We start from the raw sequence: 22617 nt of genomic DNA, 5'->3' as shown, positions 1-22617 counted from the left end.
ACGTGGACAGAGCAATTAAGAATACGGTTAACTTCATGACTCTTAGCAGTTTTCTATGGTAAAAAAAACACATAAAGAACCTTCTTGTGGAAGAATTTTTCATAACTTTGTAAAATTATTAATTTACTGTAAATAAGAATTTGTTTACTGGAAATTTGGAGTCGGGGAATGTTGCCGCATTTTCCGACTTTTTTTTGAGTTTTATTATGATGTATTTTTCATATACCTCTATTTTTTGAATATGATTATCCCATTCTCTGTTCTCTTATAATCGAAATTTCGATGTTTTTTGAATGCATTTAATATTTGTTCCAGACGATTATTTTTGGGAAAGACTCCTGAGAAAGCAAGTGTCTCCAGCTCAGCAGACCCGATTGTTATTTTAACTCCAAACCCACGTTCCAGCTTCTTTACAATATCTGAGAACTTCTCATTTTCAAAATAATATTGACCATCTTTCCACAAAACATATAGCTCCGAATCAACCTCTTTCATGTTTAAGGAATCATCCTTCCTATTATAAATTAATTGCTGATTAGGCTTCAAAATAATAGCATCTTCCTTATCAGAAGCCGGGTGCGTTTTACGCACACTAATTGAACCCTCCAACAAGGTTGTTATAATATTTTCATCATCATCGTAGGCTATAATATTAAAATGAGTGCCAAGAACTTTAATCGCCAAATCACTCGCCTCGACAATAAAAGGATGCTTTTCGTCTTTTGATACTTCAAAATAAGCCTCTCCGCGAAGAGAAACTTTACGGATATCACCATTGAAATAAGCGGGATAAGTTAACTCCGAGCCGGCATTAAGTTCTACAACGGAACCATCCGGCAAGGTTATGATTGATTTAGCTCCAATAGGTGATAATGTTTGTATTTGTGCTACTGCAACAATAGGCACTTTCTCTTTATGAACCGCTACTCCACCGAATATAATAGCAATAATAACCGATGCAGCAGCTATATACTTCCATAGATTGATGCTCTTTTTAGGAACAGTTGCCGTGATTCGTTCCTGAATATCCAGGTAGATCCGCTCTTTGGAATCCAAGGCTTCTTTGTCTATTGCTTCCGGGACAAAAATATTCATCAGATTATCTAACAACATTTTATTTTGCTTGTCTTTCTCCAACCAGCGAACGACTAAATCCCGTTCCTGAACAGTTGGATTGCCATTCAAGAACGAGGCAATGGCTGCTAATATTTCGGTGTCATTAACCATTCATTCTATTTATAAAGATGTTCTTACTAATAAGAGTGGAAAAATAAAGAATACATCTAAAGCATTTTGATTTATTTTTCACTAAAAACACATTTATTGCAGTAGATGACTGGAAATCAACCTTTTTTTAAATCATAAAAAAGAGAGTAAGTAATTTTCCAAGTTGGGTGGTCAATTTTTTGATGGCTAATACTATCTGGGCATTTACCGTTTTCTCGGAGATTGACAGGAGATCTGCGATTTCTCTATATTTTAACCCTTTTTCCCGCGACATTAAGAATATCAACCGGCATCGCTCCGGCAAACTATCAATGGCCTTTTTTATTGCGACTGACATCTCCTCCCTGATTAAGATATCCTCCGGAGTGTCCGAAGACGATGCCTTTTCGTAAGGAAGTTCAGCGAGTTCCATAATGCCTTCATCCAGATTATTCAAATAAGACAAGGCTGTATTCCTGGCCATCCGATATAAATAACCCTCCAAATTCTCAATATTCGGATTATTCTTCCTATTCTGCCAGAAATGAAAGAAAACATCGGACACAGTTTCCTCCCGCATATTCTTATTTTTAATAAAGGTGGAAACGTATCTGTATATCTTTAAATAGTAGAGATCATAGAAAATCCGAAATGCATCGTGATCATCTTCTGCTATTTTCTTGATAATAGATTTGGTATCTTCCGTTCTTTGGTTCATAATCCTATGGATTATATCTTAAGCTCACTTTTTTCCTCCCTGAAGCCTGACAGTCTGCTTTATTTTGCTGTAAAAGTCAGATTTGATCTGACAATAGGGTGCTTTTTCTATATTCTATACAATGGATTTTCTAAGCCATAATTTCTTGGAATAGAACATGAGAGTGGAATCTTAATCTCCCTTGGTCATTCCAGTCAGGTTATCGTTGGCAAGTTACTTTCCTGCAGAACCTGTTCACTTTTCACCTGATGGAGGCAAAGATACAACATTAGCGCCGGGTACAAATAAGAATACAAATTGATTTTGTCAAATGTTGGACTACCTAAAAATCTTATCCATCTTTTTGCCTTTCGCCAATTCATCCACCAACTTATCCAGAAATCTTACTTGTTTTGTTATTGGATTTTGAATTTCTTCTATCCGATAACCACAAATTACTCCTGTTATCAAATGAGCATTAGAATTCAATTTTGCTTCCTTAAAAAATGTATCAAATGTCACTTGCCTATCGATTAGTTCTTGTAGTTTCTTGTCGTCAAATCCGGTCAGCCACTCTATAACTTGATGCAATTCTTCTTTTGTCCTGCCCTTACTCTCAACTTTTGTAATATAGTGCGGATATACCGATGCAAATGTCATTTTTGCTATTTTCTCGTCATGTTCGTACGTTGTATTCATTCCATTTCAATCTTTCCAAATACCCTGTTCTTTTCGCAATGTTTTTATAGAGTTACATCGTATTTCTCTCTGTCTTTCCAACCGAATTTTTAAGCTTCGGGCTTCAATTTCAGAAACATTGTCTATAACACACAAATATATGTAAGTTTTTTTATTCTTCTTTCTTTCCGGTTTTAAAAGAAAAAGTCATCTTTGGGGAAATATTAAATGACGAGAATATGGGAGATCAATTCACCACAATTCGCTTATTGAGCCATCAACTCATTCAGCCGGGATTCGATAAACCGAAAGAGTTAGTCGATTGGATGGGAGCCATTCAAGCGCAAGATTACACTATGGCGAAATGGGCGGTAGGAATCCGGTTGAAGGCGGCTACCGACTCACTTGTTGAAGAGGCATTCAATCGGGGAGATTTCTTGAGAACCCATGTCTTGCGTCCGACATGGCACTTTGTCTCTGCCGCCGATATCCGTTGGATGCTGAAGCTTTCCGCCCAACGGATCAAGGCCTCTTCCTTTTCGCGCGACAGGGATCTAGGGATTACTGAGGATTTATATACTCATGTGAACAACCTGCTTGAAAAAATACTACGGGACAATAATTACCTGACAAGAGAGGAAATCGGGAACCGATTGGAAAAAACGGGCATACTTGTAAACTCATCACGACTGGTTCATTTCATGATGCGGGCCGAAGTAGAGGCAATCGTCTGTAGTGGGCCGGCTAAAGGGAAAAAACAGACTTATGCCTTATTGGATGAACGAATACCGTCTGCCAAAGATTTAGGAAAAGAAGAGGCGCTGGAAAAACTGGCGCGCAAGTATTTCCAAAGTCATTCTCCTGCCGGGCTGCAAGACTTCGTCTGGTGGTCGGGCTTATCCGTCACGGAAGCGAGAGAGGGCATCAAACTGATCGAAAAGGAACTTATAAAAGGTTTTTTTCCCGATCCGAACCTGCTTATGCATCAATCTTTCGCAACAGAGATGAATCTAACTGAATCTATCCATCTGCTTCCGGCCTTCGACGAATATCTTATCAGCTATAAAGACCGGACCACCGTTCTTGATTTGGAGCATCATCCGAAAGCCTTCACTAAAAACGGTTCGTTTTTCCCTGTCATTGCATATAATGGGAAAGTGATCGGGCGGTGGAATAAAGCAGTCCGGAAAAAGCAAACAATCCTCGCTCCGACCTTCTTTACGGACGTTTCCGCCATCGAACGGGCAAAGATTGAAGAGGTCGGAATGCTTTATAGGTATTTCCTGGACCATTGAGCAATCTCGGATATTTTATTCTCGCCTTCTCTTACATGCTTAATTTGATCTCCACGTCAAAGTTGCCTCAGAACATCTTTCGGCCCCATGAGGCTCGGCCTATAAAGTTCCATCCAGATCGGGATTATACCGGATTTCGTACCCAAAAGACCCGTCGGCAGTGCCAGTCCATTCTTATTATTTACGGGAGATAAGAAAAAAATCATGTACTTTTGAACGCTGCAGGACGATTCCCCAAAATGCAGGGAATTTCTGCCGGCAGAATAATAAAGAAACAGTAACGATGAATAATGCTCAATCCGAAGAAAACAGTAATGCCGTACTTTTTGTCATCTGTATGGCGGCCTTCCTGGTGCCTTTCTCCTCATCCGCTCTAAACCTCGCTTTACCGATGATCAACCGCGATCTGTCGCTGAACGCCGCCGCCTCCGGCTGGGTACCGACGGTTTACCTCCTTTCGACAGCTATTTTCCAAATCCCTTTCGCCCGCATAGCGGATATCTTTGGACGGAGGAAGATCTTTATGCTGGGGATTGCCATCTTTACGGCCTTCTCAGTCATGAGCGGATTTGCGACGCATGGGGCCGAACTGATCGTCTATCGTTTCTTCTGCGGAATAGGAAGCGCAATGGTGTTCAGTACGAACATGGCCTTGCTTACCGCCTCTGTCCCACCCCGGAAAAGAGGATGGGCGTTGGGTATCAATACGGCTGTCGTCTACTTTTCTTTATCTGCCGGACCTTTTCTGGGAGGAATCTTAACGCAATACATCGGATGGGAAAGCATTTTCTTTATTACGGCATTGGTCTCCGCTATCGTATATCTCAGCTCGTTCAAATTCCTGAAAAAGGATAAAGAGAATAAAAAGATTCCGTTCGATTACGTCGGAGCCTCTCTTTATGCGTTCGGCCTATTTGCCCTGATCTACGGATTCTCCGGACTTCCCAAACTATTGAATTTCATCCTTGTCTTCATAGGAATCCTTATCTTATATGTCATGGTGCTCTATGAAAAAAGACAGGACAAACCCGTCTTCGACGTCATACTTTTTATGAAAAACCGGATCTTTACCTATTCCTCCTTTTCAGCCCTGATCAACTATTCGGCGACGACTTCGATCGTGTTTCTTATGAGTTTCTATTTTCAAGAAGTAAGGGGATTAACGCCTCGCGACGCCGGGTTGATCCTGATCATCAGCTCGTTGGTTCAGGCCGTCGTTTCATTGCAATCCGGCCGGCTATCAGACAAAGTGCCGGCTTCGAAGTTGGCGACGTTAGGAATGCTGATCATATCAATCGGCCTCATTCTCCTCTGTTTTATCGGGGAAACTACCTCGTATATTTCCATCCTACTCATTCTCATACTGATAGGTGCCGGATTCGGTACTTTTTCATCACCCAACATGAATGTGATCATGAGTTCGGTAGAAAAAAAGGACTACGGATTAGCTTCGGCAACAACCGGGACAATGCGGCTGACCGGCCAAGCATTCAGCATGGGTATTGCCATGATGGCCATCTCTTTCACCGTCGGTAACGTGCAGATTACGAAAGCGGTGCAGCACGAGTTTATGGCTGGCATGAGAATCTGCTTTATTGTCTGCTCCGCCCTCTGCCTCCTCGGAGTCTACGCCTCTTCCATCAGGAACAAGAAAGGAGAAAAAAATTAAAATCCGGTTTTGTTTTTTAATGCTCACCCTTAGATTTATATTTACACATGAGGATATTTCATTTTTGCTTTTTCCGGCATAGAAAAAAGGTAAGTAAGCCAAGCAAAAGATTACTAAATCCTAACAAACATTCTTTTGTGTTATTGATAAACGCAAATGCAATCATCCAGAGGGAAACGGCAATAAATAATATCTGGAAAAAAGGAAAGAATGGACTCCGGAAGCTATGAGCAGGACTTGCGGCATCCTGTCTTTTCTTACTTCTTAAAATAAAGACACCTATCACCACCAAAAGCGTGGAAATATTGAGCAAAACTCCGCAGTAAATCATAATTTGCTCAAACGTACCCGTAAGTAATAAGATAGCACTTAATAAAAATTGAAGCCATAAGGCTCTTTTAGGAATACCATCGGCATCGGCCCTGAAATACCTCCAGAAAGAATACTCGCCGGCAATGCTGGCTGTTACCCGGGGGCCGACCCATACCATTGCGCTGATACCGGAAATGAGCAATAAGGAAATAGCCGCACTAAAAACGTTAGCCCCTCGGGATCCTAACATATGTGTCATACTGATAGTTCCGACATTCAGTTTCCCGGCAAGATCGACATAAGAGGCATGTTTCAAAAATACGAATTGCAGGAGGGTATATAAAACCGCAACAATAAATGTCCCTCCTATTAAAGCGACCGGCAAAGCCTTTCGCGGATTGCGAAATTCTTCGGTAATATAGGCGGCCGCATTCCAGCCCGAATAGGAATAGCTTACATAAATCAAACTTACAGCAAATGCTGCAGAGCCGATCTCTTTCCAATAAGAGGTATCAAAATGAACGGCATTTTCTTTTTCCGCAGGTAAAACAAGGCCAAGACTGACAACTAACAGAATGAAAAGAATTTTTAGCAGTGTACTGATATTCTGAAATGTTGAACTCATCTTCAAATTATAGCAATGAATAAGCGTAATTATGGCAATCAAGGCAATCCCCGTAATCCTGGGATATCCGATATGGATGGGGAAATATTGCGTAAATGCAATTACGGAGAGAGCGATCGGCGCGGCAAAACCGACGGTCTGGGAGATCCATCCTGATAGATACCCGATCATAGGATGATAAATCCGTGATAAAAAAGTAAATTCTCCTCCCGATTTCTTTATCTGGGTTCCGACCTCAGCGTAACTGAAAGCTCCGGCCAAAGCCACTATCCCCCCCAGAAGCCATAATGAAAGTATAGTCACCGTATTACTTAAGGATTCCAATTGAAAGCCCAAACTGGTAAAGGCCCCTGTGCCGATCATATTGGCAACGACAATCGAAATACCTGTAAATACGGTTATTTTCACATTTTTCTTATTCATTAAATGCAGACCTATAATTTTAACCTGTTAAGCTCCCGGAGCAATTGATGCCCCCTGAGCGTGCTGTTTGCATTTATATAATGATCCCTGATCCCCTTGTATTTCTCCAATACATAAGTCGATCTATAATAAAGGGCCGAATCGACAGCGGAAGTCGGTTTATGCTCTTTCGGATAAGCATAGACAAAATAACCGAAGTCACCGGCATATACTGGTATCTGGAAAAAATTCCGAGGTACGACCTTCTTTGCTTTCTTTGATTCGACCGCCGCATCGACAAAAAAATCGACGGCATAATCGGGATAACCGAATAAATAACCGTATCCTCTGTAACGTTCATAAATATCGGCATTTTCTATCACGCTTGCCACGACGACAGGGTCGGTTCCCGGCACCAATCCAAACTGTCCGAAAAAGCTTTCTTTTGCCCGCAAAAGACTGTCCAACGAGCTGACGCGTACGACACTGAGTTGAATAACCCGGATACTGTCCTGGGCCGATTGATAGGGAACTAATATAAAACGGAGATCCGGTAAATTCAATTTATTGACAGCTTGTTGGACGGAGTATAATTTATCCAAGTAAGCGCCCTGTTTATTCCGGTCGACTACATCCCAACTTGTTTTCTTCGTACTATCTGCATTAGCCAAAGGATAGTAAAAAGTAACCAGGGAACTCATCGGCTTGATATTGGTCAATAAGGTATATAGCGCTTCATGGTCCAATCCGTATTGCAAAATGGAGTCAAGAAGATGTTGTTCATAACCTGTAGTGGCATATGGGGTACTTACCGATGTAGCCGGTTGCCGGCTCTTACATGATAAGGCCATGAATAAAAGCACGAAAGAAATAACGAAAAGCGACTTTTTCATTTTATATCTCTTTATTTAGTCAATAACCTGTTAATTGTTTTCTTTATTTCATTGAGGACGATTTGATCCGTTTCTAACCGCAGCAATTGGTCTAACCGTTCGGTAATAAAGCTTATCCGATAGGAATAGTTATACCACCCCAAAGCCTCGGCCGCACTTAAACGCAATTCCGGTTCATAAGTAGAATCCGCCAATACAGCCAATAAGATTTCAGCATCGTCCGAGGCAGGTTCGTTACGGAACCGGGATATCTCCAAAGCCCTGCTTTTGGCTTTGACTGATTTATCCAATATTGAAGAGAAGTCTTTCTTTTTACTCTCGTTTGTCGATCGAATACTCTTTAAGGTATTGTCCAACATATCCTTCGAATAGAGAGGCAGATCTTTCGCTTGCTTTAATAATTCGGCTTCCAGTTTATCTAAGTTCATCATTCGGAAACCGGAAGAAATTTTAAAGACAATACGTTTTGAGGTATTATCATTTAATATAGCTCTCGCTACGGAAGGTAGTAATTTTTCCGAACCGTTTTTTGCGATAAAGTCAAAAGCATAACGCTTTGTCAACTCATAACTGTCTGAAGTCGCGGCAGCAAGTACCTCCACAAAATCGTCATTGTTTAATTGCGACAGTAAGATCAAGGATTCGAGCCGGACAATCATGCTTCCCGATTCAAAATAGGTTTTTCTCAACAAGCCGGAAATGTCCGGATAATCATTTTCATACAGCATCCGCAATGCGATGGCTTGTATATCGACACTATTGTCGGATAGCGCCTTTTTCCAGAATTTCATATCATGCCGATGAACCGTCAAAGCCCTATTTATATCAGACCCATCTGTATTTTTGGAAGCAAACCGGAAAGTCGGGTCACCAAGAATATGCGTTTCCAGGAAATGAGTGTATTTTCCCCATTGGCCGATACGCAAACCATGATCAAGCAATCCCAGAAACTCATCCGGCCATTTGTCCTGAATCGAATTAACCGTATTACCCTGCGTCACAATTGTTTTCCCATCATTGAACAAATAGGCGCCGGCAATATATTCGTCTTCATAAAAAGAACCGTTATAGCAGGCATCGAACATGACAAATCGCGCATTGGGTGATATACCAAGGAGATCCTTCACATTTATGTCAAGAGATGCATTCATGATCGAGTCTTTCGCGATCAATTCCGGATCAAAAGCTTCCTCGCACCACGAACGGGGAACTCCAAGGGATTTAACATAGGATTCGACCGCTTCCTCCTTTGTCTTTCCCTTTTCCACAGCCGATGCGATCTTGCTACGCAGATAGATCTTTATATTTTCTATCGAGGTATTCACATCACTGCCCTCCTTGTACCCGTTGATATACTGCAGGTCGTTAGAACCGTGATGATGGAAGAGCATGATATCCAAGTCGGGACGAAGAATCTCATTCAGCCAATAAGGTTTCATTGGCCAATATAAATCGAAATCCATAAATTTAACGAAGCTGCCGGTATTGAACAGCATCGGGAATTGCTCCCTGAGAGCTAACTGTTCCCCCGACCAGGCTACTCTTGATTCCGAATTATAGCCATGGCCGCGGGCAACCGTAAGATTGTCTATCTTATTCCCTTTCTCTTGGGATTTTATTTCTACGACTTTCTTCAAATAATTGCGTAGTTGTGTATATTTATCCGTCTTTCCTTTTTCCAAAGGCTTGATACGAGCCGTATAAATATCGGAGTGCAGCGCCTGTTTCGAATCGGCGCGCAAGGAATAATAAAAGAAAAGCGGTTTGACCGAATCTTGTTTCAGAAAATTAAACGTCAGGCCGAAATCGTCATAGAAACGATCCGAAGCAATACTGGATTGTTGCCAATCCCGTTTCTGATTCATTTTGAAGGCCGAAGTCAAATGCTGGGCATCCCTTACCATCACAATAGGTATGTCTCCGACGAACACGGCGCCTTCTATCGGATTCTTTTTCAAAGAATATAACCGTTTTAATTCCTGTTTTATCGAATCCGGATGATGCCAGCGGTCTATGACCAAATAGGTTTTAAACCCGTCGGCCTCTACCGATTCGGCATAACTTTCGACCTCCGTTTTTGCCTGATGATAGCTCAGGCTATCTATCACGATGGCAAAACCCCTCCGACTGTCCACTGCGGAGAGAGTTCCGCAATAGACAAGCAGAAGCACAATAACCAATTTATATTTCATTTTCAATCTTTTTTGTTATAACCCGGTCGATTTCCTTTTTTAAAATGTAAATCCCAAAGAAGTAGCAATATTTATCCTATCGGGTTTGTTAAAGTAATTTGTTTGTTGCGTGGATTTTATATAATCGATCCCTGCCGTTAGATAAATAATAGACGGAAGCTTTCCTATTGATGTCCGTTTACTGAACTTAGCTCGTGCCCCGCCTGAATAAAAATCCGATGTGAGATATTCAAAGAGAGGATATGACCATAGATCCGCCAGCTTTATACCGTCAAAGCCGGCCTTGGAAGTAAGGTTTTTCCGATAAGAAACATCCAGATCCAGGCTTAATTGGGATCTGCCGGGAAGCCAAAAAGTCTTTCCCCCTTTTATAGAAGCCTTGAGGTTGGAATACTTTTGCAAATACATATCGGGAAGGAAGTCGGTTTTGCTTTGTTCATAATCGAAGGATGCTCCGAACGAGTAATCTTTAAAGCCCTGTCTCTCTTTTAATCCGGTATATTCCAATCCCGCTTTCGTTACCTTATTCTTATATTTGACGGATTTATTATAAACTTCCCAGATAATAGATGGGTCATTCGGATTGACCGTTTTCTTCTGATCGTACCAAATTCCTTTTGAGGGAGAGTAATCGGCATATATCTTTAGAATATGGGCCATCGCATCCTTTTTTACCGAGAAAATATCCGACAGAGAATAAACGGTCTCTTTATAATCTCCCGATCTAAAAGGGCTCTCGCTGGATCCATCCTCCGAATTTTCAGTCCTGTTCTCGTATCCGATCCGGAGAATGTTCTCAGCGGCATTATTCTTCCAATTCACATATCCATTTCCGCTAAATGCATTCCCCTTATATCGCCGGCTATAAGAAATGCCGGATTCCATATAATAAAGCCCAATTCCCTGGAACAGGAAGAAATGATGTACGATATTTGTTTCTATTACTGAAATCTTGATATCTTCCCGATAACGTTCGTAACCCAAATCCAATCCAAGCCCCCAGGAAGAAGACGGGATACGGTATAAAATACCCGGACGCACGGAATATCGCATGGCATCAATAAGCGGGCGGGGATCATTCTGATCCGCCGAACTTCCCCCCTTATAGTTCATGGAAACTCCCCATTTAAAGTTTTCATTTGCAGAAGAAGCCATCACTCCTTTTATTTCAAAGAGTTCATTATCGTAATCCCCGCCGATGCTATCCCCTAAGATAAACGGATTTCCGGGGGAAGGAAGCAAAACATCCTTCCATTTCTGCCCTTCCAAGCTTGAAATATTATAAAGGAAACTTCCGTAAAAATGAAGTTTATCCACTTGTTTGAATCCTTCCACCAACACCTTTCCCGAATGGACGGACCGGGGATCCGACACGGGTTTATAATCTCCCGATCCGTACCGGTAACCCAATACGGCATCCATCCGGTCGCCTTCGATATCGGCGTAGGCGACCGGGTTAGTCGTTTGAAGCCAAATGTATTGCAAAGGCAACAGGGAATAGTCGGCCGGACCTATAATGCTGTCATTTGACCGGGCATTACAGGCTATGGCTGCAAGGACGGAGATGAATCCCGTCAGAATGATTTTTCCTGGAATAATCTTCATTTAATAACGTGCGTTTAATTGTCTGCCGATGTAGGATGAACAAACGGAGACGGGGTTTGCTCCCTGAGAAAATCTTCCGTCGAGTTATTGGTATCTTTATAAATCACCTTTCCGTCGATGATTTGTTTCACTTTCCGGCGGACACTTTTCCCTGTATAACTGTCATTCGTAAAAGTATATCCGGCATCCAAATCGGAAGGAATTCTTTTGTAGCGCTTGCTCTCATCACTATTCACACACTCTATTGCATCAATTACATAATCTTTGGGAATCATCAGATATTTGAATGTCGATGAACTTCCGGGTTGTAAGGCCAGATTAGTGTCGTCACTGGCAAAAGCGGCAGGATCGACATCCGCCGGGAACCGGAACAAGACCAGAGCTGGCCCGAAAATAGAATACAAGGCATCGAACATGGAAGTCATCGTCGCATGTAGCAAAGTGAGGTTGGGAACGCTCGGGGCATCCGCATCTTTTCCTCCGTTGATATCGCCGACATAAGTCTCCCATGACGCATTTCCTAAATTCACCGGAGAAAGAGGATTACCCAGCGGATCCGTTTTATGGTTTATACCGTCCTGGGCAATGACAATACTCGTGCGAGGTTCCAACGGATGATCTTTTCCCGAGCCCTTTATATAAAAGCTATAACTTCCTACAGGCAATTTGTCCAACAAGTTTCCCTGCTCGTCAACCCATACGCTTGGAGAATTTGATGTTGTCGGATCCAAAGAACCTATGCCGATATTATCCAGATAGATCGTGTCGTCGGAATTGTTATATATCTCCATGAACTGGTCGGAATAATAAGATCCTCCCGATTCCGTCGGTGAACCGGCATAGTAATATTCTTTGAATACAAGTCCGCCGGAAAGAGTGCTTGCATGAAGATCAATCGTATAGGTCTTATCCTCGGCAACCGTCACATTTTCAAGGATTCCATTAAAAGCGAACTCTTCCGTTTCCTGAGAAACCGTAAAACTATAGATCCCCGAGATCAGGGAAAATTGTGCAACTCCGTTGTCATCCGTAGTAGCGGAAACTTCTGTCCCTGTTGTTGAACTGGCTGCTTTGACTTGAAGGCCGGAAGCCAGATTCTCCGTATACCCGGCGGGATAATTAACCGTTATTTTTACAGCATATTTTTGCGCCTCGTCATCATCGTCACTACAGGATGTAAATGAAAATATGAAGAGCATGGCCGTAAGCAAAGACAAGGTCCCCAAGGAACGCGAAAAAGAACCATTCGATAAAATGTTTCTAAAAGATAATGTTTTCATAAACTATACTATTTAAAATTTATAATTGATTTCTGCTCCAAAGTAAAAGCCGGTATTCCGCCTTACGTATAGCGAAGTCCTATTGCTTCTCTGAGATGGATTCATTTTCAAAAAATTGTTTGTCATAAACGACAAGGTTAAATTCCGCGAAAACTCTTTTGTCAGGCGGAGATTGAACTGTACGGCCGGAGGTAAACTCTCTTCTACAAAATAATAAGAGACATTATAATTCCTTACCATCGCTGCATAGCGGGAATCGCGGGAATAGGCCGGATCCCATTCATATATTTTACCGGTCTTGTCCATAAAGGCTACCGGATCCACATATCGGGTATCCTTCCTGTCTTCCAAGGCGCTGTTCTCGTAAATCCGTTCACCCTCCGAACCGTAATAATAAACCAGCGAGTTTCCGTTCTCGTCTTCCCATTCAACTTTCTCTTTTGTATTCCATATGATCTGGGTCGTTAACGAAACCACCATTTTAAGTTCGGGAACATGCGTGATCATCCGTATATTCGTATTGACCCGCTGGTTAATATCCTTGAATCCTGCAGGCATGATGGCTATATACGGATAAGGCTTTCCCTGGTAAGACTGATTTGTCTGGGAATAACCGGGTAATGTATTGTAGCTTTCTTCATACAGCCATGCACCGTCGATGACGAAGGAGGAGCGTATGGCATCGATCTTACCGATGCTAATAATATACTCCAATCCTTTTTTGATTAAGATCTGGTTGTTGGATGGAGTATAATAGGTATGAATGGTCGTGTCCATCACGTATGGAGCAGGCAGTCGTTCCCCGTTTTCATAATAATAGACTTGCCCATTCTCAAATTCCGGGGTTTTACCGGCGCCCTCTACCGTAAACTTAGGAAAGGAAGAGAAATAGGGTACGCTCTTAAAGGCTAAGCCGTTTTTCAATTTTTCATGAAAACCGGTCAACGAAACGGATACTTTCTGTATATCGAAAGAGAGGCCGATCTCTTTTTTGGTACTGCGCGCCGGCTTTAAATCGGGATTGGACGCATCTTTCACTTTGGTCGATACGACAGCCAGCGAATGATCACCGTCCAGATAATTAAAACTGATATCATCGAAATAGGCATTACCGGGAACGATATAGGACAAGGTAGGCATTTTGGAAAAAAGACCATACCCCAGATTTACGCTCAACCGGTCAAAAAGGGTGTTGTTTTTCCGGTTCAGGATCTCATAGCTTGTATTCAGACGGGGCTCCACAGAAAAATAATTCCCGGGTTGTACATTGGAAAAACGGATTCCCAACTGGGTTATCCATTCGGTTGTTCCGATCGGTTGAATAATTTTATCTTCCATAAAGAAAGCGTAATTCTTTAAAGAGGGAATGTCTTTGTAGGCCCGTGGACGGATACTGGATTCGATGGTAAGCATGGGAGGTTTGGAAAGATCGTATTTCAATCCGTCCCCTCTGTTTCCGCTGAACGAAACGTCTAATCCCGCTTTCAGGGAATTAACGGCATGTCCGAATTGCTTATTCCAATCGCCCTTTAACTTTCCGAAAATATTATAGGGCCTTCCATCGGTCGTATATTCCGTATAAAAAACTCCCGGCAAATATACTTCTTCAAAGATGCCCTCTTCGTATGAGGTCGGATAAGGAACAGCCCCAGTGGAAAGGACTTGCAACTCCTTCGTATAATTTTCAGCAAGGGTATAATCCCCCGAAAAACTATATTCTATATTTGTGATCCACGGCTTGCGCAACATCCACTTGCCGTCGATACCCCATCGGAAGCCCCTTTGAGACGATTTGACCTTTTCATCCCGCTTTAGTTGGGGATCCGATTTTGCTTCATCGATAGAACGGAAATAGGAAAGCCGGACATTGACATCCAAAGGACTTGTTTCATTAAGAAATGTATTCGAATAGGAAGCGGTTCCGGTGAGGCGTTTATATCCGCCCAGATGATAACGGATATCATCATAAGCCTGTGCATAATCCGCTCCTATATTTACAATGCCTGAACGGCCGGATAATTTCAAGCCCTTATATAGGCTCCCCATTTTCGTATTGGGATCTATTTTGGCTTTAGCTGTCCACGGCTGTTCTCCGATCTTGGTTTTGACAATGACGACACCCGACGTAAGGTTCCCATATTCGGAAGAAGGAATCCCTTTGATGACTTCCACCGATTCGATGTTATCTCCCGGAATATCCCTGAGGTCGACGCCTTTTCCCACCGTACCGCTCGGATTCATAGCCGCTCCGGAAGAACTATTGCCAGAACGGGCCGGATAGAAGGTTTGCATATTCGCATCGTTGGAGACCCGGACTCCGTCTACGATGATCAAAGTACCTAACGCACTATTAGCATTTTGGGAAATTTCCCGGATCTTCACTTGTCCGGGTGAAGCCAAACTCGGATTCTCTGTTACCTGACCGGGCAATAACTGAAAAATATCGGTCAGACTCTTGGGTTGGATATGTTCGATCGCTTCATTTTCTATTTTCGAGATGGAACCTAATTTGTTTTCGGTAGCCGTCACATTGACCTCTTTCAGCGACAAACTGAATGGCTGCAACATTTGCGTCCAATCATTGATATCCGAATTGATCTCCTTAACAACTGTAAGTTCCTTATAACCTAATAGATAAAACCGGATAGTATGCCTTCCTCCGGGTATATTATTAAGTACAAACTGCCCGTTTTCATCCGTTCTCGACCAAATATCCAATTCAGCCACGGAGACAAGAGCCATATCAACAGGCTTCCTTTTGATTGAATCCAAAAGAATCCCCTGAATCTGGAAATTCCGATTCTGCGCATTTCCTTTGCTTTGATTGCCAAATATAAAAATAAGCCCAATGAGAAATAGCACTTTATAATAATATACTATCTTTTTTTTCATTCTATAATGATTGTATCTCCCAATAACATAAGGATGGTTCATTAACGACGGTAAAGTTATACGACCTCAATGGCGGATTCAATCCCCATTAGTAGGTATATTCAGAGCAGCGTCTACTCATTTGTTAGTATTAATTAATGTCCATTAGAGATAGCGAATGAGTGCAAGGGAAATTGTGATTCGAACGTTGAATCCGGCAAGTTGATCGAATGTGCTTGGTTTATTGATCCTCAAATAGACGGGGATTGGCCGGAATAAAAAAAGCACCTGACTTCTCAGATGCTTTCCTTTTTTGGTTGCGGAGGCAAGACTCGAACCTGCGACCTTTGGGTTATGAGCCCAACGAGCTACCACTGCTCCACTCCGCGATATTGTTTACGGCTGCAAAGGTAGGGAAAAATGAATACAAAACAAATTTTATACTACTTTTTTTTAATATACTTGGAAGTGATAAAGTTTTTTGAGTACTTTGCGCACAGTTTTAACCAAACTGTGCAAATTTTATGTCGATTACTGTTTCAAGAACACGCAATATGCTTGTCGATGTGGCCAGACAATTGTTTGCCCGCATGGGGGTGGATAATACCACAATGAATGATATTGCTCAAGCCTCTCAGAAAGGCCGGCGTACACTTTACACCTATTTCAAAAGCAAAAACGATATTTATCTGGCTGTGGTTCAGACCGAACTGGATAAATTGCACCAGATGCTGCTCGAAGTTGCCGCCATGACGCTTCCGGCGGACGAGAAGCTGATGACTTTCCTATATACCCGTTTGGATAGTGTAAAATCAATCGTTTTCCGTAATGGAACGCTGCGCGCCAATTTCTTCCGGGATATCTGGCGGGTGGAGAAGGTTAGAAAAAGTTTCGATCTACGGGAGACGGAGATCATTCAGGGAATTTTGGAAGATGGAATAGAACAGGGCATTTTTAATGTACCCGACACAGGAATCACTGCACAGATTCTTCACCACGCCCTCAAAGGATTGGAAGTTCCATACATTCGGGGGCGTCTGGGCGATACGGCCCAACGCAGAAGTGAATACAAGGAAAATGTGATGAATATTATCTTAAACGGAATAAAAATTAAGTAACAACATCTGATGTATATCAATGCAAGCGGATATTATGTACCCGAGAAAAGGGTGCCCAATGATCATTTTTTTGCGTTAAACGGATTAACCGACAAATGGATTGAACAACGCACCGGAATTAAAACACGCTCAAAGGCCAAAGAGGATGAAAATGTGACGACCATGGGACTGGAAGCCGCTCGGCGGGCGATTCCGCATCTTCCTTATGACATTACGGAAGTCGATTTGATTATTTCAGCGACCTATTCCCCTTACGATACTGTCGCGACAGCTGCCCACGTAGCGCAACGCACGTTCGGAATAAAGGAGGCCAAGGCTTTCCAACTCTCTTCCGCCTGCTCGTCTTTCATGAATGCCTTAGAGGCCGTGGAGGGATATTTTGCCATCGGTAAGGCGACAAAGGCGCTGATCCTTTCGGCAGATAAAAACTCAGCCTATTATAATGAAACGGATCCCCAGTCGGGACATCTCTGGGGGGATGCCGCGGCCGCTTTTTTCATTTCCAAGGAGAGATACGCCGACGACGAACCGGAAATCCTCGACATCGTCACCATGGGCCTGGGACCCATCGGAAAGGGGCCGGAAGCCGTCACCCTGCGTCCCAGCAATGGCGGGATCATGATGCCTGAAGGACGGGATGTCTTCATACAGGCCTGCACCTATATGCCACGGAACGTCATGCTACTTCTGAAAAGAAACGGCTTTACGTTGGACGAGCTCTCCTATTTTATCTGCCATCAGGCAAACCGGCGGATCATGGCCAACATTGCAAAGCAGATGGGCTTGCCGGAAGAAAAGATACTACATAATATAGAAGACTACGGAAACACCGGTTCTGTCAGTTCCGCGTTGGTCTATGCCGAGCATGCCTCCCGATTCAAGAGAGGAGACCTCGTTGCGATCACCGTCTTTGGGGGCGGATATTCTGCCGGCGCATGTTTGATACAATTTAAATAATAAAATCATGAAATTATTAGAAGGAAAAGTAGCCGTTATTACCGGCGCTGCACGTGGAATCGGAAAAGCTATTGCACTGAAGTTTGCATCTGAAGGCGCTCAGATCGCATTCACGGATTTAACGATCGATGAAAAGGGATTGGAAACCGAAAAAGAGATAGCCGCCCTGGGCGTCAAAGCGAAGGGATATGCCTCCAATGCGGCCAACTTTGAAGAAGCACATGCCGTGGTTGCTGAAATCGTAAAAGACTTCGGACGGATCGACATCCTTGTGAACAACGCGGGGATTACCCGTGACGGACTGATGATCCGCATGACGGAACAGCAATGGGACATGGTCATCAATGTAAACCTGAAATCCGCATTTAATTTCGTTCATGCCATTACTCCGGTGATGATGAAGCAGAAAGGCGGAAGCATCATTAACATGGCTTCCGTTGTCGGCGTTTCCGGAAACGCCGGGCAGGCTAATTATTCCGCATCGAAAGCCGGAATGATCGGGCTGGCTAAAAGTATCGCCAAGGAACTGGGTTCACGCGGCGTCCGCGCCAATGCCATCGCTCCCGGATTCATCATTACCGACATGACCGCCGCCCTTTCGGACGAGGTGAAAGTCGAATGGGCGAAACAGATCCCGTTGCGTCGCGGAGGTACGCCGGAAGATGTGGCTAACGTAGCGACTTTCCTTGCTTCCGACTTATCCTCTTATGTCACGGGACAGGTGATCCATTGCTGCGGCGGGATGAACATGTAATCCGTATGGAAGTTATCTATGAAGACAATCATCTCGTGGCGGTTAACAAAAACTGCCACGAGATTGTACAAGGTGACAAGAGCGGCGATAAGCCTCTTTCGGAGATGCTGAAGGCATGGCTGAAGGAAAAATACGCCAAGCCGGGTAATGTCTTTATCGGTGTCGTTCATCGCCTGGACCGTCCGGTGACGGGACTGGTCCTTTTTGCCAAAACCAGCAAGGCGCTTCCCCGGCTAAATGAGATGTTCCGCACCGGGGAAATAAAGAAGACCTACTGGGCAATCGTCAGGAATCGTCCGCCGAAGGAGGAAGACACACTCGTCCATTGGCTTGTACGTAATGAAAAGCAAAACAAAAGCTATGCCCATGACACGGAATGTCCCGGCGCCCAACAAGCCATCCTCCACTACAAACTAATTGCCCGATCAACCAATTACTACTTATTGGAAATTGACCTCAAGACCGGCCGCCATCATCAAATCCGTTGCCAACTGGCCCAAATAGGCTGCCCGATCAAAGGAGATCTCAAATACGGAGCCGAGCGTTCCAATCCGGACGGAGGCATCAGCCTCCATGCCCGCAGCGCCGAATTCATCCATCCCGTTTCCAAACTACCGCTACGCATCGAAGCCCCGGTTCCCGACGATACCCTCTGGAGGGAAATCACGGGAAGAAACGATGAATGATGAACAACGAACGGGGGAAGACAGGAAACATAATAGTTGACGAGAACAAATAAAGGGGCTGTCCAAAAAGTCGTGACATGCACGGAAAAAATCCAGTGCACTGAATTTTATAAATGAGTGCACTGGATTACAACATAGAAGTATACTGAATCAATTCATTGAGTGCACTAGATTTTCAAAACGGCGCAGCGCTTCTTAGACAGCCTCTTGATTGTTTTTATATGAGCTTAATTTTAAACGATCAAGGCAATCAACTAGTATGCCGTCTATAATAAGATTGTTTTTATATGAGCAAATCTAAACCCGGTTAGAACTAATGTAGATGCATCACCCCGTAAAATCATAAAGCAAGCTTGTCCACAAAATCACGCTGCGTGTTAAAGTATTCCATGCGTTGCACCTCCCCGCTTTGAGAGATAAGAACCGAATATTTGCGAATAGACTCAATCCATTGCTTTTGCTTTTTGCAAACCAACGGATTACGCGACTCGACACCTTCGACGGTAGAAACCTTCAAATAAGCATACCCGGTGTTGTTATATTCATATAGAGAGAAAGAAGATTCCAGATCCACATTCGATATATACATATGGACTTCTGAGCCGGTATTGGGATATACTCCGGCAACGGCCAAATCTTCCAGATCATTCAACATGGTGATCATTTCCTTTTTCAGGATTTCCACCTCCTCTTTGGTCAGCAATTTCAAGCGATAAAAATAGTCGATCTCATGAAGAAAAGAAATAAACACATTGCGATCCATAATGAAACAGGCTCGGCTCATCGAACGGATATCCGTCGTATATTGCTTTTGTAAGGCAATCACCTCGGGAGACAGTACCAAATCCTTAAATGCGAATGAATTCACCCGCGTTTTATTTTGATAAAGCCAGTGGTATAACCTGAACCGTGCAATATTATCATGAGCCAAAGCAAACACATCAGGTAAGGAATTAATGGCAAAATTAATCATCGATTGCGACGCTTTGCGCATTTTTTTGAGAATTTTCACTTGTCTATCCAGCTTTTCGGCATACCGATCAATCAAATTCTCCGGCTCTACCAAATCTAACTCGTATAATCCGCTTCCTGAATTACTAAGACCCACTATTTCATCAATTGAAAATCCTATTTTTGAAGACAGGGTAGATACTTCATCAAAAGTAAAAGGAACGTCTCCCCGGATTCTCCGATAAATCGCTTCTTTTCCAATACATAAAACATCCATCAAATTCTGGGCTAAATTTTCCCCCTCCGGGAGAGATTCCCTAATAGATGCAATCAATTTTTCATTCAACTTGTTTCTCATTTTTGACATTTTTATAGAGTTTTTTCAATAACCTTAACATTCGTTTCTTATTAAAGCCCAATTTAATATCAAAAGAACTTCCATGGCATACTCAAGCTATTAAGCAAAAAAAGAGCACAAGTATAGGACAATAAATATCATATAAAACAAGCATTAAGATTAATTGCAAAATTATATATTAACTTCTACACTTTGCTTTCTATTTAAATAAGCAAAAAATAAATATTAATACTTGAAAAGACAAATATCTGCATATTTACGCATAAAACAAAATACGAACAACAATATTCCATATATTTTATGAATATAGCGAATAAAATAACCAGTATTATCTATTTACAAAAAACATCAAGAGAAAACATACACGAAAAAAGATAATTTGATTCAGATGAAAGGAGGATGAGATAAAGCCCTGTTAAACGCAAAAAGAATAATTTATTTTGATGAACGCCCCTCCTTTTGAGCCAAATAAGCATCCATATCTGCTTTGGATCGACTTTGGGTAACAATAAAAACACCTAAAAAGACCAATGCAATTGCCAAGCCTTTCATAAGGCCGAAAGTATCCATTCCCCAAAGGACAGCGATAAGGGAGGCAATGATCGGCTGCACATAATTATACATGCATGCAACCGTAGGACGGAGAAGATGCTGCCCGACCGGGATCAGAAGATAAGCCAAAAAGGTACTGCAAAAAACAATGTAACCGACCTGCCAGAAAGCAGACAACGGTACCGTAGCAAAATCGATAGAAGCAATAGATGAATAGGAAAACGGGATATAACAAATGGCGGAATAGGTAAACATCCATTTCATGATAGTTATCGGCGAATAACGGCCGACAAGATCCTTAAAGACGACAATGTAAAAAGAAAAGCTGAATTGGGCGAATAAACAAAGCAAATCCCCCCAAACATTGCTTTGGTTAGCAGACGTTCCACTATGCTGACTTCCCAAAATCAAGAGCAGGGCGCCCGTGGCTCCCACGAAAATTCCCAGGACTTTCTTCCCGGTAATCGGTTCTTTCAAGTAAAGGGCGGCAATCACCATGGCGATGATCGGGGTTGTGGTGGCCACAATGGAGGCATCTATCGGAGAAGTCATGGAGACTCCCCAGATGAATGGCCCCTGATTCAGCACAATACCGAATAGGGCGGCAAAGAACAACTTCATCAAATCCTTATGGTTTACATGCTCCGCCCGCAGGAAAAAGGAAGCAAGCCAAAAAAGAAGCGCAGCCCCCAACATCCGGAAAGTCGTAAGAGAAAGCGCATTGACATTTCCGCTCATCAACACGGATTTCGAAACCGGAGCCATCCCGCCGAACAAGATGTTTGCCGACAACATGGCCCCATGCCCTTTTAAATGTTTAAGATTCATCCTTGTTCCTTAAGCCCTTCTCTTTTCCAGATCATTTTCAACAGATGATCGCCCCAATCCTCAATCGAGTGGATGGCCATCTCCAAAACCGATTTTGCCCCTACTCGCTTGGAATAAAAATTAAACAGATAATAAGGATCGCTGGAATGGTGAAAAACGATTTTCAAATCTAAAGAACCCACATCCCCCCTCAGAATCGATGCTTTTACCAGATAAGCGGTTGTTACCCCGCATATGGAGGCAATCTCCTGCTCTAAAGTCGAATCTTTTCCGGGATAACGGAAAAGCACCTCGTCATCCAGCAACAATTCAAAAGACTCTACCTCTTTGAAATCAAATTCTTTTGTTATAAAACCGGAATCCGTATCAATTAAATACACAATTTTCTGGCGCTCCTCGTCCACACCCAACGTACCGTTCTTTACACGAGTTTTTAAATCCAGGGAAGCGCTCAATTTGTTCCGCCGGTCCAATGCCGCATTTTTTTCTTCAAGCTTGGACTCGGAACGGCTCGAATATTTGATGACAAACACCAGGATTGCCACCATTATGATCACGATAAAAATCCACCAGATCGACATACTCTTTTCGTTTTAGTCATAAACACCTTCTAATCAAAACCTTTCACTGGGAAAAGCCACATTTTATCCTGACTGGCGAACAAGCCGGGATTTTCTCACTCCATCAA

Annotated in this window: 18 protein-coding genes and 1 tRNA gene; 6 read left to right on the top strand and 13 right to left on the bottom strand. The window is 42.8% G+C overall.

Annotated elements, in window-relative coordinates; genetic code table 11:
* Positions 1–228: 228 nt before the first annotated feature.
* The 3 genes from BQ8014_RS08365 to BQ8014_RS08355 all read right to left on the bottom strand — a co-directional run bounded on the left by BQ8014_RS08365 (position 229) and on the right by BQ8014_RS08355 (position 2602).
* Positions 229–1227, bottom strand: coding sequence for a FecR family protein (locus BQ8014_RS08365; RefSeq protein ID WP_080903976.1), 999 nt, complete (start codon positions 1225–1227; stop codon positions 229–231).
* A 127-nt stretch (positions 1228–1354) separates the two neighbouring features.
* Positions 1355–1924: an RNA polymerase sigma-70 factor gene (locus BQ8014_RS08360; RefSeq protein ID WP_080903975.1), complete on the bottom strand. Its 570-nt coding sequence runs from the start codon at positions 1922–1924 to the stop codon at positions 1355–1357.
* A 318-nt stretch (positions 1925–2242) separates the two neighbouring features.
* Positions 2243–2602 (bottom strand): DUF2200 domain-containing protein, encoded by a 360-nt coding sequence (locus tag BQ8014_RS08355; RefSeq protein WP_080903974.1) that lies wholly within the window; start codon positions 2600–2602, stop codon positions 2243–2245.
* Positions 2603–2820: 218 nt separating this feature from the next.
* Here BQ8014_RS08355 and BQ8014_RS08350 point away from each other — a divergent pair, with 218 nt between their 5' ends.
* Complete coding sequence (locus BQ8014_RS08350) at positions 2821–3876, top strand: winged helix DNA-binding domain-containing protein (RefSeq protein WP_080903973.1); 1056 nt, start codon at positions 2821–2823, stop codon at positions 3874–3876.
* A 283-nt stretch (positions 3877–4159) separates the two neighbouring features.
* Positions 4160–5545, top strand: coding sequence for an MFS transporter (locus BQ8014_RS08345; RefSeq protein ID WP_080903972.1), 1386 nt, complete (start codon positions 4160–4162; stop codon positions 5543–5545).
* A gap of 58 nt (positions 5546–5603) precedes the next feature.
* On the opposite strand, the gene BQ8014_RS08340 is transcribed toward BQ8014_RS08345, so the two are convergent.
* The 7 genes from BQ8014_RS08340 to BQ8014_RS08310 form a co-directional block, all read right to left on the bottom strand.
* Positions 5604–6905, bottom strand: a complete 1302-nt coding sequence (locus BQ8014_RS08340; protein ID WP_080903971.1) for an APC family permease — start codon at positions 6903–6905, stop codon at positions 5604–5606.
* 11 nt (positions 6906–6916) lie between these two features.
* Positions 6917–7777 carry a hypothetical protein gene (locus tag BQ8014_RS08335; RefSeq protein ID WP_080903970.1) on the bottom strand — a complete coding sequence of 287 codons (861 nt, stop codon included), beginning with the start codon at positions 7775–7777 and terminating at the stop codon, positions 6917–6919.
* A gap of 11 nt (positions 7778–7788) precedes the next feature.
* Positions 7789–9969 carry a HEAT repeat domain-containing protein gene (locus BQ8014_RS08330; RefSeq protein WP_080905891.1) on the bottom strand — a complete coding sequence of 727 codons (2181 nt, stop codon included), beginning with the start codon at positions 9967–9969 and terminating at the stop codon, positions 7789–7791.
* 39 nt (positions 9970–10008) lie between these two features.
* Positions 10009–11574 carry a DUF6850 family outer membrane beta-barrel protein gene (locus BQ8014_RS08325; protein WP_080903969.1) on the bottom strand — a complete coding sequence of 522 codons (1566 nt, stop codon included), beginning with the start codon at positions 11572–11574 and terminating at the stop codon, positions 10009–10011.
* A 14-nt stretch (positions 11575–11588) separates the two neighbouring features.
* Positions 11589–12854, bottom strand: a complete 1266-nt coding sequence (locus BQ8014_RS08320; RefSeq protein ID WP_080903968.1) for a DUF4876 domain-containing protein — start codon at positions 12852–12854, stop codon at positions 11589–11591.
* Positions 12855–12866: 12 nt separating this feature from the next.
* Positions 12867–15746, bottom strand: coding sequence for a TonB-dependent receptor (locus tag BQ8014_RS08315; RefSeq protein WP_160150059.1), 2880 nt, complete (start codon positions 15744–15746; stop codon positions 12867–12869).
* A gap of 293 nt (positions 15747–16039) precedes the next feature.
* Positions 16040–16114: transfer RNA gene (locus BQ8014_RS08310), tRNA-Met, on the bottom strand.
* A gap of 135 nt (positions 16115–16249) precedes the next feature.
* Here BQ8014_RS08310 and BQ8014_RS08305 point away from each other — a divergent pair.
* From BQ8014_RS08305 to BQ8014_RS08290, 4 genes are read left to right on the top strand one after another with little or no spacing between them, the layout of a single operon-like run.
* A complete protein-coding gene (locus BQ8014_RS08305) occupies positions 16250–16843 on the top strand; it encodes a TetR/AcrR family transcriptional regulator (protein WP_080903966.1) in 594 nt (197 codons plus the stop codon).
* A 9-nt stretch (positions 16844–16852) separates the two neighbouring features.
* Positions 16853–17800: a 3-oxoacyl-ACP synthase III family protein gene (locus BQ8014_RS08300; RefSeq protein ID WP_080903965.1), complete on the top strand. Its 948-nt coding sequence runs from the start codon at positions 16853–16855 to the stop codon at positions 17798–17800.
* 7 nt (positions 17801–17807) lie between these two features.
* On the top strand, positions 17808–18554 hold the full coding sequence (gene fabG / locus BQ8014_RS08295) for a 3-oxoacyl-[acyl-carrier-protein] reductase (protein ID WP_080903964.1): 747 nt from the start codon (positions 17808–17810) through the stop codon (positions 18552–18554).
* Positions 18555–18559: 5 nt separating this feature from the next.
* Entirely contained in the window at positions 18560–19240 is a 681-nt protein-coding gene (locus tag BQ8014_RS08290) for an RluA family pseudouridine synthase (protein WP_080903963.1), read from the top strand.
* A 340-nt stretch (positions 19241–19580) separates the two neighbouring features.
* Here BQ8014_RS08290 and BQ8014_RS08285 read toward each other — a convergent pair whose 3' ends face one another.
* The 3 genes from BQ8014_RS08285 to BQ8014_RS08275 all read right to left on the bottom strand — a co-directional run bounded on the left by BQ8014_RS08285 (position 19581) and on the right by BQ8014_RS08275 (position 22510).
* Entirely contained in the window at positions 19581–20549 is a 969-nt protein-coding gene (locus BQ8014_RS08285; protein ID WP_080903962.1) for a hypothetical protein, read from the bottom strand.
* Between the two features lie 435 nt (positions 20550–20984).
* Entirely contained in the window at positions 20985–21929 is a 945-nt protein-coding gene (locus BQ8014_RS08280; protein WP_080903961.1) for a DMT family transporter, read from the bottom strand.
* Positions 21926–22510: a hypothetical protein gene (locus BQ8014_RS08275; protein ID WP_080903960.1), complete on the bottom strand. Its 585-nt coding sequence runs from the start codon at positions 22508–22510 to the stop codon at positions 21926–21928. Before BQ8014_RS08275 ends, BQ8014_RS08280 begins: the two co-directional genes overlap by 4 nt.
* Between the last annotated feature and the right edge of the window lie 107 nt (positions 22511–22617).

The sequence above is a fragment of the Parabacteroides sp. Marseille-P3160 genome, assembly GCF_900162725.1.
Taxonomy (GTDB): Bacteria; Bacteroidota; Bacteroidia; order Bacteroidales; family Tannerellaceae; genus Marseille-P3160.
The sequence above is the reverse complement of the archived record's forward strand: the minus strand, read 5'-3'. Positions and strand labels throughout refer to the sequence as shown.